Genomic DNA, 16566 nt, shown 5'->3' with positions numbered 1-16566 from the left:
AATGAACAATTCCCGAACACAACAGATCGCTCAATTGGAACAAGAATGGAAACACTCACGTTGGGAAGGTATTACTCGCCCATACAGTGCTGAAGACGTGGTTAAATTGCGTGGTTCCGTTAATCCAGAACACACTTTAGCGCAGATGGGAGCGAAAAAGTTGTGGGAACTGTTACATGGAAAATCAAAGAAAGGTTATGTGAACGCACTTGGCGCCCTGACTGGCGGTCAGGCACTTCAGCAAGCGAAGGCGGGCATTGAAGCAGTTTATCTTTCTGGTTGGCAGGTTGCTGCGGATGCAAATACTGCCTCCAGCATGTACCCCGATCAATCACTTTATCCAGTGGATTCTGTACCTAATGTCATTAAACGCATCAATAACAGTTTCCGCCGTGCAGATCAGATCCAATGGGCAAATGGTATCGACCCGGACAGTCAGGAATACACCGACTATTTCCTGCCGATTGTCGCGGATGCTGAAGCAGGGTTTGGTGGTGTGCTGAATGCATTTGAACTGATGAAAGCGATGATTGAGGCTGGTGCAGCGGCTGTTCATTTTGAAGATCAATTGGCGGCGGTGAAAAAATGTGGTCACATGGGGGGTAAGGTACTCGTACCGACTCAAGAAGCGATTCAGAAACTGGTGGCTGCTCGTCTGGCTGCTGATGTATCCGGAGTTTCAACCTTGTTAGTCGCACGCACTGATGCCGACGCAGCAGACTTGCTGACTTCTGATTGTGATCCTTATGACAGCGAATTCATTACTGGCAAGCGAACTGCTGAAGGTTTCTTCTGTACCCGAGCTGGTATCGATCAGGCTATCAGCCGTGGGTTGGCTTATGCCCCATATGCCGACGTTGTTTGGTGCGAAACTTCTACGCCGGATCTTGAGGCTGCTCGCCGTTTTGCGGAAGCCATTCATGCGGAATACCCAGGCAAATTGCTGGCATACAACTGCTCTCCATCCTTCAACTGGAAAAAGAATCTGGACGACAAAACCATTGCGAGCTTTCAAGAGCAGCTGTCTGCCATGGGATATAAATTCCAATTTATTACATTGGCTGGTATCCACAGCATGTGGTTTAACATGTTTGATTTGGCTTATGACTACGCCCGTGGTGAAGGTATGAAACATTATGTCGAAAAAGTTCAGGGACCTGAATTCGCAGCTCTTGAGCGTGGTTATACTTTCTCTTCACATCAACAGGAAGTTGGGACAGGGTATTTTGATAAAGTGACAACGATTATTCAGGGAGGAACGTCTTCTGTTACCGCACTTACGGGCTCGACAGAAGAACAGCAATTTTAGATTTATCAGGCTCATTGATATTATCAGGTGGGGGATTCTGTGAGGAATTCCCCTTTACGCGTCGGATAAGGTGGCGATGATGGAAATAGATCTTGCGCATTTAATTGCACAAACCATTTTGCAGGGATTCGATGCGCAATATGGTCGATTTCTGGAAGTGACTTCAGGCGCACAGCAACGTTTTGAGCAGGCGGATTGGCATGCAGTACAGCGAGCCATGAAAAAGCGAATCAACCTGTATGACCATCATGTTGGCTTGGTCGTGGAACAGCTGAAATGCATTCACGGTACACTGCAATATGACGAAGATTACATAGCTAAAGCTAAAGCCGTTTATACCCGTTTGTTGCCGGACTATCCTCGTTTTGAGATTGCGGAAAGTTTTTTTAATTCAGTCTATTGCCGTTTGTTTCAACACAGTAACTTAAAGCCAGAAAATCTATTTATTTTTTCTTCCCAGCCCGCCTGTCGTTTTCGTCATATTTCACGTCCATTGTCGCGGGATTTTTCCCCTAACAGTAATATTGCGTCAATGTTGCGAACGATATTAAATGATGTGCCATTGCGTCTTAAATGGGAAGATTTGGATCGAGATATTGATTACATCATGCAATATTTACAGAAAACATTTTCTGAATATGATTTATTACATGCGACATTTCAGATTGCTAATGAACTATTTTACCGTAATAAAGCGGCGTGGCTGGTGGGAAAAATCAGGCTGGGCACCACGGTTTATCCATTTTTATTACCCATCCACCATAACGAATCCGGCAGCATCTTTATTGATACCTGCCTGACGTGCCGCAATGACGCCAGTATTGTTTTTGGTTTCGCACGTTCTTACTTTATGGTTTACGCCCCTTTGCCGGCAGCATTAGTTGAGTGGCTGCGTGAAATCCTGCCGACAAAATCAACGGCCGAATTATACATGGCGATTGGTTGCCAAAAACATGGCAAGACAGAATACTATCGTGAATATCTGATGTTTATTAACGCATCTCAAGAACAGTTCTCGATTGCTCCAGGCGTGAAAGGCATGGTAATGCTTGTCTTCGCTTCTCCTTCATTTGATCGTGTATTTAAAGTCATCAAAGATAAATTTGCTCCTCAGAAAGAAGTCTCTCAAGAACGTGTTCAGGAGTGTTACCGTCTGGTCAAAGAGCATGATCGTGTGGGAAGAATGGCCGATACGCAGGAATTTGAGAACTTTGTCATTGAGAAGCGTCATATCAGTCAGGAATTAATGGAAGAATTGCAAAAAGAAATCCCGGCAAAACTCGAGGATCTGGGTGATAAGGTTCTGATAAAACACCTCTATATGGAACGGAAAATGATCCCGTTGAATATTTATATGGAACAGGTAGACGAAGTGCAGTTGAAAGATGTGATAGAAGAATACGGGAACGCTATTAAACAATTGGCCGCAGCAAATATATTTCCGGGTGATATGCTGTTTAAAAACTTTGGTGTTACGCGTCATGGGCGGGTGATTTTCTACGACTATGATGAAATCTGTTATATGACTGAAGTGAATTTTCGGAATATCCCTCCACCACGTTATCCGGAAGATGAACTGGCAAGTGAACCTTGGTACAGCGTTGCTGCCAACGATGTTTTTCCAGAAGAGTTTCGGCATTTTTTATGTGGTGACAACCTTGTCCGGCGTTACTTTGCAGAAAGTCATAGTGACTTATTCGAAGCGGATTACTGGTCGGCATTACAAGAGCGCATTAAAAATGGGCATGTGGAGGATGTCTTTGCCTATCGACGCAAACAGAGGTTCAGTCAGCGTAATTAAATTCAGGAAATAAAAAATACAAGTCGTGATATCACATTTTTCATGGATAAAAATAATGTTTCACTGAACGATAAAAATTAGAGATTGCATACTATTAATTAAAAATGACTGGCTATTCATCTATTGTCTTTCAATGATATGATCCTCTTTGTGATTATGAAATCTGTTTTAATAAAATTAATTCCGTAATTAAATAATCATAATCACAACCATTAAAAGAATATTCCTATTCATTTTAAACAATATTTAGGGAGAGAATAATGGCTAATGTCATTTTATACGGCGATATCCTTCACATTAAAAATAGGTACGCCGATGGTAGTTATCTTGATGTTTATGGGCAGTCTACATCACTGGGAGAAAAATATAATGTTGTCACTTCTGTTTCACCGAATCGTGATACAGGCTCGGGTTCATGGCAGATTTTATCTGCGGAAAGCAAAAGTTTAGGAACGGAAATTTACAGTGGTGATACCGTATTTCTAGTGAATCTCTATCGAAACAATGGAGGATATTTGAGAGTGAGTGGCTATGCACCTTCTCCTGAACTCTATAATGTTTATACCGCAGATAGACCCGTAAACGCCCTCGATACGGCAATATGGCATATTTTTACAGATACGGCTAATGAATTTGATGGCAAAATCCGTGAGGGAAATGTCATTCGTCTGCTTAACAATTTTAATAATGTACATGGTGGTTTCCTTGATACCTGTTGGTTGGCAAACCAATCTGGTGCTGTTTATAAGGTGTATACTTCACTGCTGTCAGATCGGGGGAATGGCACGGGTACATGGATATTATCAAAAGCAATCAATTAATTACGCTTTGGCTCCGGCAATTACAGCATGTGCCAGCTCGGTAATCTGGGCATAATCACCTTTTTTCAGTGCATTGCTAGGCACCAGCCATGAACCACCAATACTCAGAACACTATTTAGAGCCAGATAATCGCGGTAATTGTCGGATGAAATACCACCGCTTGGGTAGAAACGAACTTGAGGGAATGGGCCTGCAATGGCTTTTAGCGCTTTCACGCCGCCATTCGCTTCTGCTGGAAAAAATTTGAAGCAATTTATCCCATAACTCATACCAAGCATTAATTCTGAAACCGTAGAGATCCCCGGAATCAATGGAATTGAGCCTGTAGTTGCGGCTTTTAATAACGGGTCAGTTAATCCTGGGCTGATGGCAAACTGAGCGCCTGCTTCGGTGACCGTAGCCAATTGTTCAGGATTAATGACTGTACCTGCGCCAATAATTGCTTCAGGCACTTCTTTGGCAATAAGACGGATGGCCTCCAGTGCGCATTCGGTCCTTAAGGTGACTTCCAGTACACGTATCCCGCCGGCAATCAGTGCTTTTGCCAATGGAACCGCGTGTTCAATCTCATTGATCACAATAATAGGGACGAGAGGGCCATCGGTCAGGATATTTTCTGCGGTTGTTTTCCAATTATTCATTAGCACTTTCCTCTCGCCAAATTAGAATACAGGGAATTTAAAATCCCTGTCATTAAAGTGTGATGCAACTGGCACCTTATTCTGCACCCGATAGTTGGGCTCGCAGTGAACCAAACAGTTCAAATAGACCTTTTAAGGGAAATTTAGACCCAATTTACTTAATACCGCCATATTCTCTACTGATCTCTTTTGCAGCCCGCATCACGAGTGCGCCTAGTTCAGTGACTCGATCGTCAGAGATTCGTGAAATTGAACCGGAAATGGAAATGGCGGCAAACGCTTCATGATGTTCATCGTAAATACAGGCGGCAATGCAGCGTAACCCAAGAGCATGTTCTTCATCATCGAGCGAAAAGCCTTGCTTGCGGATTTGTTCAAGATTTTCTTTCAGAGCCGCTGCGGTGGTGTAAGTATGCTGGGTATAGGTATGAAGACCTTTCTTATGGAGTAATTGGAGGCGTTTTTGTTCAGGTAGTGTAGAAAGCAACGCTTTGCCTGCGCCGGAAGCATGCATCGGCAGCTTGCCGCCAATGGGGGCAGACATCCGCATCAGCGCATTACATTGCACCTGATCAACAATAACGGCTTCATATTCATCAAGATTCAGGATGGCAAGGTTGACGGTTTCACCGGAATCTTCCATTAATTGACGTAATATTGGGTGAACCAACACCATCAAATTACGACTTTGCAGAAAACTGCTACCGACAACAAAGGTATGTGAAGCGATAACCCATAATCCTAAATCGCCTACCTGACGGACAAAACCATGCTGCTGTAACGTAGTCAAAAGGCGATGAGTGGTGGAGTTAGGCAAACCAGCTTGTATAGCCAGATCGGTTAAGGCAACACCCACTTGTGAATCGGAAATATATTCCAAAAGTGTAAGCCCTCGGCTTAAGGACTGAACCTGACCGCTTGTAGCGGTACTATTTGCCGTTATTTTGGTTCTTTTGGTACGCTTGTTGGCAACGGCTGTACTCATAAAATACCCTCTGAAAGTGTCTGTGTAGCAACCCTGATTTTGCTAAAGCAAAAATGGAATTTATTTTCGTTTTCTTATTATGGATGATAACGAGGGGGAAAACACATCCGATGAGTGGAACCACTCTGAGATATCCAATTTATCTACATCAGGCTGAGGACGGATCATCTTGATTACGTCAGCTCACACCGCGAATATCACAGTTTCGGAGGAATTAGCGGGGTGTGAATTGGCGAAACATTGGTAAGCAGGGTTAAATACCTTCTTTGTCGAAATCAGAAAAAACCGCTTTAGCGGTTTTTTCTGTCACACCTTAAACAAATTCTGATGCAGTTTCTGAATGACTGATTCCGCATCTTGACCGGGAACGAGCAAACATACATTGTGGCTGCTTGCGCCATAGCTGATCATCCGGATATTAAAAGATTCCAGTGTGCCAAAAATTTCTTTCCCCAACCCTTTAGCCTGTGAAAGCTCATTACCGATAATTGCCACCAGCGCCAGATCTTCTTCAACTTCTACACGACATAATGTAGAAAGTTCGGTCAGCAGAGCATTAGTCAGCAGACTGCCATTGGTGCTGGTAGAGCCAGTTGTATCCAGCGTTAGGGCGACACTGACTTCTGAGGTGGTAATCAAATCTACTGAAATGTTATGGCGTAAAAGCAGCGTAAAAACTTCCGCCAGAAAGCCCCTTGCATGTAACATTTTTAGGCTGTGCAAGGTTAATAACGTCTGTTTGCGGCGTAATGCCAGTGCACGAAACAGGGGCGGGTTTTCGGTTTTGTCACAAACCAGTGTGCCGCCGGCCTGTGGATCTTTACTTGATCCAACAAAAACAGGAATACCGCAACGAATGGCAGGTAGCAACGTAGCTGGGTGGAGGATCTTAGCACCAAATGTCGCCATCTCTGCTGCCTCATCAAATGCAATTTTATCGATGCGCTTGGCTGTTGGTGCAACACGGGGATCAGTGGTATAGATGCCGGGAACATCCGTCCAAATATCAACACGCTGTAAATTCAGCGCTTCGCCGAGTAAGGCGGCGGTATAATCACTGCCACCACGTCCCAGTGTAGTTGTGCGGCCTTTTTCTTCTCTGCCGATAAAACCTTGTGTGATAACAACTGTATTATTCAAACGAGGCTGAAGGAGCTCAACCGCCGATATATGGAGTTGAAGGGAGTCTGGTTCTGCTCGTCCGAAGTGATCATTCGTTCGCATGACCCTGCGGATATCAAACCACTCTGCATTTACATTGCGTTGACGCAGTAATTCTACGAATAGCAATGTGGACATCACTTCACCGTGGCTGACCAATTCATCAGTTAACGCCTCAGAGGTTGCCAATGATGCGGCTTCTGACAACATCTCGATATTTTCCAGCAGGCGATCAATTTCTTCACATATCACATTCACGTCATTTAATCGGTCAATAATCGCATATTGAATGTCACGGATCTGTTTCAGGCACTTTTTACGTTTATCGTTATCACAGCCCGTCGCCAATGCGACCAGCAAATTAGTCACCCCCGCAGAAGCGGACAAAACGACTACGCGGACATCTGCGTTTGCCAGAATAATATCGGCACAGTGATTCATGGCATCAAAGTCTGCCACACTGGTACCGCCGAATTTTGCGACAACATACTGTGGGTAAGTAGATGAAACAGCACACATGGATGATAACCTTCTGTTCGAGGAATAGGCTTTTAGAAGTATCGGGTTAGCTACGCTGAGTCAACGTTTAGGCATTGAGCATCAATATCTTTCATGATGGAACTAAAATTATCGTTTTTACCTATATCAGCAATTAGGGGTGGAAATCATGGACTATTTTGACCAATATCAGTAATTAAAAGGAAAGGGAGACGCATCACAGAGTTAAGTCGTTACAATCTGTGTATTCCTATTATTTATCTATAGTTGATAGAGACCATTATTCATGAAAAACATCAACCCTAGCCAGACCGAAGCTTGGAAAGCATTGCATCAGCATTTTGAGCAATTGAAAAACGTCCACTTGCGGGATTTGTTTGAACAGGACAAAGCGCGGTTTACGGCATTCTCCGCTACGTTTGACGAGCAGATTTTGGTGGATTATTCCAAAAATCGTATTACCGCTGAAACACTGACAAAATTACAGACACTGGCGAAAGAAACGGATCTGTCCGGAGCTATCCGCAGTATGTTCTCCGGTGAAAAAATCAACTGTACTGAAGATCGTGCTGTGCTGCACATTGCCCTGCGTAACCGCAGCAATACCCCGATTAATGTGGATGGGGAAGATGTGATGCCGCAAGTCAATGCGGTGCTGGCAAAAATGAAGTCATTCAGTGAACGCATCATCAGCGGAGAATGGAAAGGGTATACCGGTCAAGCCATTACTGACGTTGTCAATATTGGTATTGGTGGTTCCGATCTCGGCCCTTATATGGTCTCTGAAGCACTGAAAGCGTATAAAAATCACCTCAATATGCACTTTGTTTCCAATGTGGATGGAACCCATATCGCAGAAACGTTGCAAACATTGAACCCAGAAACGACGCTGTTCCTGATTGCTTCCAAGACTTTCACCACCCAGGAAACTATGACCAATGCGTATTCTGCCCGCAATTGGTTCCTGCAAAATGCGGAGATTGAGGCTCATGTTGCCAAGCATTTTGCGGCACTTTCGACCAATGAGCAGGAAGTCAGTAAATTCGGTATCGATCCACTGAATATGTTTGAATTCTGGGATTGGGTCGGTGGCCGTTATTCACTGTGGTCTGCGATTGGTTTATCCATTGCACTTTCCATTGGCTATGAGAATTTCGAACAGTTGCTGAGTGGCGCTCATGCTATGGATAAACACTTCGAGCAGACTTCTCCTGATCAGAACATTCCGATCCTGCTGGCGCTGATCGGCATCTGGTACAACAATTTCTTTGGTGCAGAAACTGAAGCGATTCTGCCTTATGATCAATATATGCATCGTTTTGCCGCTTATTTTCAACAGGGCAACATGGAATCGAATGGCAAATGTATTGATAGGAATGGCAGCCCGGTAGATTACCAAACTGGGCCGATTATCTGGGGCGAGCCGGGCACCAATGGTCAGCATGCTTTTTATCAGCTTATCCATCAGGGAACCAAACTGATCCCATGTGATTTTATTGCGCCCGCAATCAGCCATAATCCGCTCAGTGATCATCACAGCAAACTACTGTCCAACTTCTTTGCGCAAACTGAAGCACTGGCTTTTGGTAAAAATCGCGAACAGGTGGAAGCGGAATTTGTTGCAGCCGGAAAAAATGCACAGGACGTGGCGAATGTCGTGCCATTCAAAGTTTTTGAAGGCAACCGTCCGACTAACTCCATTCTATTACGCGAAATTACACCATTCAGTTTGGGCGCATTGATTGCCATGTATGAACATAAAATCTTTGCCCAAGGCGCTATTCTGAATATTTTCTCATTTGATCAATGGGGCGTAGAACTCGGTAAACAGTTGGCGAACCGTATCCTGCCAGAATTGCACGATGATGAAGCGATAAATAGCCATGATAGTTCAACCAATGGCCTGATTAATCGTTTCAAAACATGGCGCTAATCTGACTTTTTATCGTACTTAATAAAATTGCCTCGCCTCCAATAAACATGGCTATTGAGGTGAGGCGCTTATGATTACGAACATCATTCTGCTTGTTCTTTACTCATTAATATTTAGATAAGCCCATTCAATCACGTTGAAATATGCGATAACAATGAAGATTTACATAAATTGTTATCAACTTTTTATTTTATTCACTTGCAACGTGATATCCTCACTCCCCATTCGTTGTGCTGTCGGGGAAAATGATGTGCCCCGCAATGGGAAAATGACATGGCAGATGACACAATATTAACTCCTGCACCTATCCGCTGGTTTTCGGCAGATGATTCTAATATTCCTGAAGATATTTTAGATTGGCTTATGGAAGTCGGTTCAATGACGCGCCGTTTTGAAGAACATTGTCAGCAGGTATCAGTTGTACCTTTTCGGGAATGCTTTATTACAGCAGCAGAATTAGGAGATGAAAGTGAGCACTTACCTAAAAGTGAAAGGTATTGGTTGCGTGAAATTGTCTTGTATGGAGATAACATTCCGTGGCTGCTGGGACGTACTGTGATCCCTGAGGAAACTCTGACTGGCACGGATAAGTGGCTGGTCGATGTAGGAACAGTTCCACTTGGCCGATATCTTTTTAATGGTAATAATTTGACTCGGGATTATATTCAAATAGGCCAGCAAGGGCAGCACTGGGCGCGGCGTTCTTTATTGAGACTATCAGGCAAATCCTTGTTACTCACAGAGGTTTTTCTGCCGGAATCACCTGTATATAAGATGAATAAAATCAAAGGGGGAAAATAGATTGGAGGCCAGTATGACGCAGAATAAATGGCTCGCCTATTGCCGTTTAATGCGTATCAATAAACCCATTGGCGTATTATTATTATTATGGCCAACATATTGGGCATTGTGGATCGCAGCAAAAGGTATGCCAGATTTGTACATCTTGTTAGTTTTTACTATTGGGGTGTATACCATGCGTGCTGCGGGATGTTGCATTAATGATTTCGCAGATAGAAAATTTGATGGGCATGTAGAACGGACAAAATCTCGTCCACTTCCCAGTGGGGATGTTAGCGAAAAAGAAAGCAAGATCTTGTTTGTTACACTGGGGCTGATCTCTTTCGCACTGGTTTTGACGCTGAACAAAATGACGATTGCCTTATCTTTCATTGGATTGGCACTGGCATGGGTTTATCCTTTTGTCAAACGAGTCAGTAACTTGCCACAGATTGTATTGGGGGCAGCCTATGGTTGGTCAATTCCAATGGCTTTTGCCGCAGTAAGTGAGTCCTTACCATTAGAATGCTGGTTGTTATTTTTGGTTAACATAATATGGTCAGTAATTTATGACACACAGTATGCGATGGTTGATCGTGATGATGACCTGAAAATCGGTGTAAAGTCGACGGCCGTGCTTTTTGGGCGTTTTGATAAACTGATTCTGGGTATTTTGCAGTTTATTATGCTCGGTATTCTGGTATCGGTTGGTTGCATAGTGAATTTAGGTGGGATGTACTACTGGACGTTATTACTAGCGGGTTCGCTCTTCATTTATCAGCAGAAATTGATTTCTGGGCGAAAAAAGGCTCTCTGCTTTCAAGCATTTATGAACAATAACTACGTCGGTTTTATCTTATTCCTCGGTATTCTTTTCAGCTATGTTTAACATAACGGGCGGATAAACCCGCCCGTTCAGCTTTATCTCCAGCGTAATGCTTTAATGTTGGTCTTTGTTTGTCTGTTCAGTATCATTCTGCTCTGGTGGCATACTGGCACTTTCAATTGTCAGACGGATCTCAGGGGACATTAATTCACTCAACATTTGATAGAGTTTTTGAGCGCTGGTCGTGCTTATATCACTATTATCATGAATATAACCTTCCTCGCGCAGCGTATTGACTGAGCTGGCAAACACGGCCTTGTCAAAGAACTCTGGGGCATTGATTCCATGCAGTACCGACAGACGCTGTGCCAGCATCCGGCTCTCTTTTTCCAGCACGCCACGGCTGATTTCAGGAGTGGCATTCAATAAAGAAAGCGTAATGGCATAGCGTTGCAGAGTTTCACGGATACCTGCTGCCAGCAATTGCATTGGACGAATGCGCTCAGGGTTCAGAACGAGCATATCCTGTTCTTTGTTGCAGATAAGGCATTGACGCACCAATTCATCAATCAGTGTGTTGACCACTTCAGGTAGAGATTCCTTACTATACCGCATGAAAAGTTCTTGTTTGAGCAGCGGGTAAACCAGCTCAACCTGACTGAGTAGTTCGCTGCGGCTAATGCGGCGATGATGCATCACAATACTGGTAATCAAAGATGGCAGGATCAGCAAGTGCTGGATATTGTTGCGATAATAAGTCATCAATACCGCGCTTTCACGAGGCAGGATAATGATATCCCCAAGACTGTCTTTTTCGACCTCAAACTTATTCATCAGCAAGGCATGATCCAGCAATTCTTCAGCTGTTTTGTTCGGCACAGTCACATCGTCAGCGTAAGGAACATTGCACAGTAATTGCAGATAACAGTTCAATTGCTCAATCAGCTGCTCGCGAGTAAGTGCTCGCTGACGTGATGACAACAAGGCTGTAGTGCATAAATTGATGGCATTTGCTGCTGCGGCATTATTGATGTTGACCATAATATTGCCAGCGAGTTTGCTGACAGTCGGCGTTAACCATGTCGGGCGCTGGGCGTCTATCGGATCGATGGAATCACGCCAGTCGGGAACATGATGGTTAAGGTATTGTGTCAGAGGAATGGGTTCGCCAAAGTTTACATAACCTTGTCCCAGATTACGCAGTTTACGCAGCCCACGGATCATCTGAAAAAAGCCTTCTTTTTCCTTGGTTGCACCGCGTAACTCTTTAGCATAAGTTGCGACTTCCATTACATGTTCATAACCAACATAAATTGGCACGATGGTGATTGGACGGGAATCTCCACGCAGCATCGCCTGTAATGTCATCGAAAGGGTGCCGGTTTTCGGATCGAGCAGACGGCCGGTACGGGAACGCCCACCTTCGACGAAGTACTCAACAGAATAACCACGGGAAAACAACTCACCCAGATATTCACGGAATATCGTCGAATAGAGCTTGTTTCCTTTAAAAGTCCGGCGGATAAAGAATGCACCAAGGCGGCGGAATATCGAGCCTGCCGGCCAGAAATTAAGATTGATGCCAGCAGCAATGTGTGGTGGAACCAGCCCTTGGTGATAAAGCACATATGAGAGCAGGAGATAATCCATATGGCTGCGATGGCATGGGACATAAACCAGTTCATGACCATCCTGCGCCAGTTGGCGAACCCGCTCGGCGTTATGGACATTAATGCCCTGATACAAACGGTTCCACGTCCATCTCAAGATACGATCGGTCAAACGTACGGTTTCAGAAGAGAAATCTGCTGCAATCTCCTCCAACATATTGATAGCGTTTTGCTTCGCCTTTTCAGGTGAGATTTTTTTGCTACGTGTCTCATCGGCAATGGCTTTCTCAATGGCTTTGGATGCCAGCAGCTTGTTGAACAGATCCTGCCTGGCGGGCAAACGTGGCCCTACCGCAGCCAAACGCTGCCGGGAATAGTGTATCCGTGCAACGCGGGCAAGTTTATTGGCAATGATATCATCTGTGCCATGATCATTGGCCATGCTGAGTAATGAAACAGGTGTGGAAAAACGCACAAAACTATCCCGTCCCAGCCACAAAATTGCAAAAAACTTTTGCACACCGTTTAGTAAACGCAGCTGTGGCGCTGTATTTCCTTCCTGCCCTTCGCGTCCAGGGGAGCGGCCGAACATCACAGAAACAGGCACCATCTGAATATCCAAATCGGGATTATTGCGATGCAGATCCAGATAAGAATGAAAAATCTTCACGGATTCATGTTTAGGTGCATAGCAACGGAACACTCGTGGGCCGTCATCAATAAAGACATAGCTTGGAAGTAGGGTGTCACCCATTTCCAAAGGATTCAATGGATCTGGCAGATCTTGCGCCAGGCATTGTTGACGCAGGGTCAATAAGTCTGTTTTTGAGTGATACGGCAGCACATATAAAATAGGCCGTGTCGTATCAAGGATCAGTTCTGCAATGGGATCCGTGGGGATAAGCTTACTTTTTACTAAGAATTTCAGTGGAAAATTCAATAATTTATAATATATTTTACGCCAACTTGACATAACAACTTTAAGCCTCTTGTTAGCAACGCGCCGCAAGCATACCAGAAACGGATTTTGAGATCTGTGGAAATAAGACAATAATAGGAGCTAAAAGTTATATGACCTTACAAATATTATGCTAATTGAAGAAAATTTTTTATGGAAAATCAATCAACAGGTTTGATTCGTATCATTAAAGCGGCAGGGTACTCGGCGAAAGGTATTAGGGCTGCGTGGCAAAATGAAGCGGCATTTCGGCAGGAAGTCATTGTCGCCATATTAGCAATTATCCTTGCATTTTCCCTTGATTTTGGCATGTCCGAGAGGCTTTTGCTCATCGGTTCAGTCATGCTGGTGGTCATTGTGGAAATCCTTAACAGCGCCATTGAGGCGGTAGTTGATCGCATTGGCAGTGAATATCATGAATTATCGGGCAGGGCGAAAGACATGGGATCAGCTGCAGTATTTCTGACAATAATTCTGGCGTTGTTTATCTGGGGAATGATCCTTTGGTCGTATTTTATGCACTGATATGACATGATTTTCGTCAATACACGTTATTTAGCGGCTTTTATGGGCTGGCAGGTTCCCAATTCGAATTTACCTGTATATACTCACAGGCGGACTGTATAAACAAACAGGGGGCGAAATGAAAGCATTAACTGCCAGACAGCAGCAAGTTTATAACTTGGTGCGTGACCATATTTCGCAAACGGGTATGCCACCAACACGTGCTGAAATCGCAGCACGTCTTGGTTTTCGTTCACCTAACGCGGCAGAAGAGCATTTAAAAGCATTGGCGCGTAAAGGGGTGATAGAGATTATCTCTGGTGCATCCAGAGGTCTCCGTTTGCTTCTTGAAGAAGAAGGGGCAGCGGGATTACCGCTGATCGGTCGTGTTGCTGCTGGCGAACCATTGCTGGCTCAGGAACATATCGAGAGTCATTACAAAGTTGATCCTGCATTATTCAAACCAAATGCTGATTTTCTGTTGCGTGTCAGCGGAATGTCCATGAAGGACATCGGCATTATGGATGGGGATTTACTTGCTGTGCATAAAACACAGGATGTTCATAATGGCCAAATCATTGTGGCGCGAATTGAAGATGAAGTGACAGTCAAACGTTTCAAACAAGTAGGAAACAAAATTGAGCTGATTGCTGAAAACCCAGAATTCGAGCCTATCGTTGTGGATTTATGTGAGCAGAGTTTTACCATTGAAGGATTGGCAGTTGGTATTATTCGTAACGGGGATTGGATCTGATTGTAAAAGCGGATAATTGCACTTTGCCATTCTGGGGCGGTCATTTTTTTCGTAGTACCCGTTCAATAAAAGTTTTACGGAAGCTTGAAAATAAATGTGTTTATCGGCCATGACCGCCTCAATCAAACTTAAGGTTATTTTGCCTTATTTCTTTTTATTCTCTTCAGTTTTGTGATTATGCTGACATGTATCGCGTTCTGTACAGGAATCGATTTCATGGCAAGGGGAACACAAACCGTGGACTTCAATCACGCTGTGACGTAAATGAAACCCCACTCCTTGAACTAACTGCTGAATAGCGGATTCAATATTCTTGGCATCCCGTTCGGTAACGGAACCACAATTCTCACAGATAAACATGGCTGACGTATGGCTGGGTTCCTCAAAATGATGGCAAATCACATAACTATTTGTGGATTCTATTTTGTGGACAAAACCCTGTTCAAGCAAAAATTCCAGCCCACGATAGACCGTTGGCGGTTTTGCCTGTGGCTCGACTTCACGTAGCAGATCCAATAAATCATAAGCGCTTATTGCGCTTGGCTGCGTTGAAATTAAACGCAGAATTTCAAGTCGTTGAGGTGTTAAACGAACTCCTCGTGACAGGCAGATTGTCTCAGCCTGTGTCAGTAACTTTTTTGGATTGATAGTTTTCATTACACCTTTCACACTCAGCATGATGCCAATAGTTGTAATATTATCATGTTTTTCAGTCTGGAAGTGGGATCCAAGCAGACGGTTACGGTGCTGATGGCTAAACGAGTCGGTGAAAAGGTGATTAACTATCCTGATGTTATGTCATACTTTGTTTAATGGTGGTGGCTATTCAGGATAAAAATAAAAATTAATCCGTTGATAAGAACGATAAAATATGCTGAAAACAAAATTTTAATTCTTTGGCGGTAGAAAAAAGGCATGTATGGAGATAATAGCAGTTTCTTAAAAGAAACCGCTATTTTGTAAGGGAAATTAAGGCAATTGTTATTTAGTGAAAATGCCTTTAAAGGGATTCCAGCCATCATCGCCTTTTATTTCTTTTAGATAATAAGCATAATTTGCTAGATACCCATTTAAGAGAGAAAAAGCTCCTCCCATTACATTTAAAATACTATCTGATATATCAATACCTGATATTATTGAGAAAATTACTATGATTGAAAATACAGCAATGTTAAGGCCTAATAAAGTTAATCCTTTTTTCCATAATCCAATGATTAGGTAATAGAAAATTCCGAAAAATAATGCAATAAAGTTCATGTTTATTTTAATACGTTTTAAAAAAGGTGTTTTTCTAAATGCTTCTCTATGCTCTTGTGTAGATGGAGCTCAATTTTTTTCAAAAAACTTAAAACGTTCTTGCCATTTTTCAGAATATTTAGATATGTCCATTGAGTTCCCTTATTTATTATCATTATATTTTTTAAGTTTAATAACTATTTTTTAAAATAATCACAAACGGTAATTTCTATTTTTGGATGTTATTTGTGAAAGGTTTACTTTTTTCTTCTCTTTAGAGTAATAAATAATCTTCCCTGTGCATTAAAGATGATAATGATAAAGTATAAGGTTAATCATTATCAATACTGTTTTTATTTACAGTATATCGGATTTTATTAATTACATAATTGATATTTTCTTTGTGTTATTAACTAATTATTGACCTTAATCGCTGTATTCAATTTTGGCGGCATAAACTTTATATGTCATGATATTCATAGAGTACTCCTTACTGTTTGAATGAGTTTTTTTGTTTAGCTTGTATGGATTCCTGTCCGCCCTCTGGAACTTCTCTGTGCTATAGTAGACCATAAATTTCCCCCTATTCTCTGTATCAGCTTCCTTATAAATGAGGGAGCGGCAAGGGATTCAGAGAATGAAAATATCGCCTTGAAAGTACAAAAATGCAGCAAAATAAAAAAATTGAAAATACTGATACAACTAAACATGTGAGCAAAAAAGAGGCTGAATTCTCTCTCAACCGTTT

Annotated in this window: 13 protein-coding genes and 1 pseudogene; 8 read left to right on the top strand and 6 right to left on the bottom strand. The window is 43.0% G+C overall.

Going from position 1 to position 16566, the window contains the following annotated elements; genetic code table 11:
• Position 1 precedes the first annotated feature (1 nt).
• The 3 genes from aceA to XBJ1_RS17090 all read left to right on the top strand — a co-directional run bounded on the left by aceA (position 2) and on the right by XBJ1_RS17090 (position 3931).
• Entirely contained in the window at positions 2-1309 is a 1308-nt protein-coding gene (aceA, locus tag XBJ1_RS17100; protein ID WP_012990296.1) for an isocitrate lyase, read from the top strand.
• Between the two features lie 79 nt (positions 1310-1388).
• The gene (aceK, locus tag XBJ1_RS17095; RefSeq protein ID WP_038199449.1) at positions 1389-3110 is read left to right on the top strand and encodes a bifunctional isocitrate dehydrogenase kinase/phosphatase; all 1722 of its coding nucleotides are present in this window, start codon (positions 1389-1391) and stop codon (positions 3108-3110) included.
• A gap of 260 nt (positions 3111-3370) precedes the next feature.
• Positions 3371-3931: a hypothetical protein gene (locus XBJ1_RS17090; protein WP_012990294.1), complete on the top strand. Its 561-nt coding sequence runs from the start codon at positions 3371-3373 to the stop codon at positions 3929-3931.
• On the opposite strand, the gene XBJ1_RS17085 is transcribed toward XBJ1_RS17090, so the two are convergent.
• The 3 genes from XBJ1_RS17085 to lysC form a co-directional block, all read right to left on the bottom strand.
• Positions 3932-4573, bottom strand: coding sequence for a bifunctional 4-hydroxy-2-oxoglutarate aldolase/2-dehydro-3-deoxy-phosphogluconate aldolase (locus XBJ1_RS17085; protein ID WP_012990293.1), 642 nt, complete (start codon positions 4571-4573; stop codon positions 3932-3934).
• 154 nt (positions 4574-4727) lie between these two features.
• Entirely contained in the window at positions 4728-5558 is an 831-nt protein-coding gene (iclR, locus tag XBJ1_RS17080) for a glyoxylate bypass operon transcriptional repressor IclR (protein ID WP_012990292.1), read from the bottom strand.
• Positions 5559-5864: 306 nt separating this feature from the next.
• Positions 5865-7238: a lysine-sensitive aspartokinase 3 gene (gene lysC / locus XBJ1_RS17075; RefSeq protein WP_012990291.1), complete on the bottom strand. Its 1374-nt coding sequence runs from the start codon at positions 7236-7238 to the stop codon at positions 5865-5867.
• 265 nt (positions 7239-7503) lie between these two features.
• Here lysC and pgi point away from each other — a divergent pair, with 265 nt between their 5' ends.
• From pgi to ubiA, 3 genes are all read left to right on the top strand, one after another.
• On the top strand, positions 7504-9150 hold the full coding sequence (gene pgi / locus XBJ1_RS17070; RefSeq protein WP_012990290.1) for a glucose-6-phosphate isomerase: 1647 nt from the start codon (positions 7504-7506) through the stop codon (positions 9148-9150).
• Positions 9151-9423: 273 nt separating this feature from the next.
• The gene (gene ubiC / locus XBJ1_RS17065) at positions 9424-9951 is read left to right on the top strand and encodes a chorismate lyase (RefSeq protein WP_012990289.1); all 528 of its coding nucleotides are present in this window, start codon (positions 9424-9426) and stop codon (positions 9949-9951) included.
• Positions 9952-9964: 13 nt separating this feature from the next.
• Entirely contained in the window at positions 9965-10819 is an 855-nt protein-coding gene (gene ubiA, locus XBJ1_RS17060; RefSeq protein WP_038192634.1) for a 4-hydroxybenzoate octaprenyltransferase, read from the top strand.
• Between the two features lie 51 nt (positions 10820-10870).
• Here the strand turns inward: ubiA and plsB are convergent, their stop codons facing one another.
• Positions 10871-13339, bottom strand: a complete 2469-nt coding sequence (plsB, locus tag XBJ1_RS17055) for a glycerol-3-phosphate 1-O-acyltransferase PlsB (RefSeq protein ID WP_012990287.1) — start codon at positions 13337-13339, stop codon at positions 10871-10873.
• 138 nt (positions 13340-13477) lie between these two features.
• Here plsB and XBJ1_RS17050 point away from each other — a divergent pair, with 138 nt between their 5' ends.
• A complete protein-coding gene (locus XBJ1_RS17050) occupies positions 13478-13849 on the top strand; it encodes a diacylglycerol kinase (protein ID WP_012990286.1) in 372 nt (123 codons plus the stop codon).
• A gap of 118 nt (positions 13850-13967) precedes the next feature.
• Positions 13968-14582: a transcriptional repressor LexA gene (lexA, locus tag XBJ1_RS17045; RefSeq protein WP_012990285.1), complete on the top strand. Its 615-nt coding sequence runs from the start codon at positions 13968-13970 to the stop codon at positions 14580-14582.
• A gap of 144 nt (positions 14583-14726) precedes the next feature.
• Here the strand turns inward: lexA and zur are convergent, their stop codons facing one another.
• Complete coding sequence (gene zur, locus XBJ1_RS17040) at positions 14727-15239, bottom strand: zinc uptake transcriptional repressor Zur (protein WP_038199451.1); 513 nt, start codon at positions 15237-15239, stop codon at positions 14727-14729.
• 324 nt (positions 15240-15563) lie between these two features.
• Positions 15564-15863, bottom strand: a pseudogene (locus tag XBJ1_RS17035) (DUF2628 domain-containing protein); the annotation flags it as partial.
• Positions 15864-16566: the final 703 nt, after the last annotated feature.

This window comes from Xenorhabdus bovienii SS-2004 (genome assembly GCF_000027225.1).
Lineage (GTDB): Bacteria > Pseudomonadota > Gammaproteobacteria > Enterobacterales > Enterobacteriaceae > Xenorhabdus > Xenorhabdus bovienii_C.
Note: the sequence above shows the minus strand (reverse complement) of the source record. Positions and strands in the feature narration are given on the sequence as shown.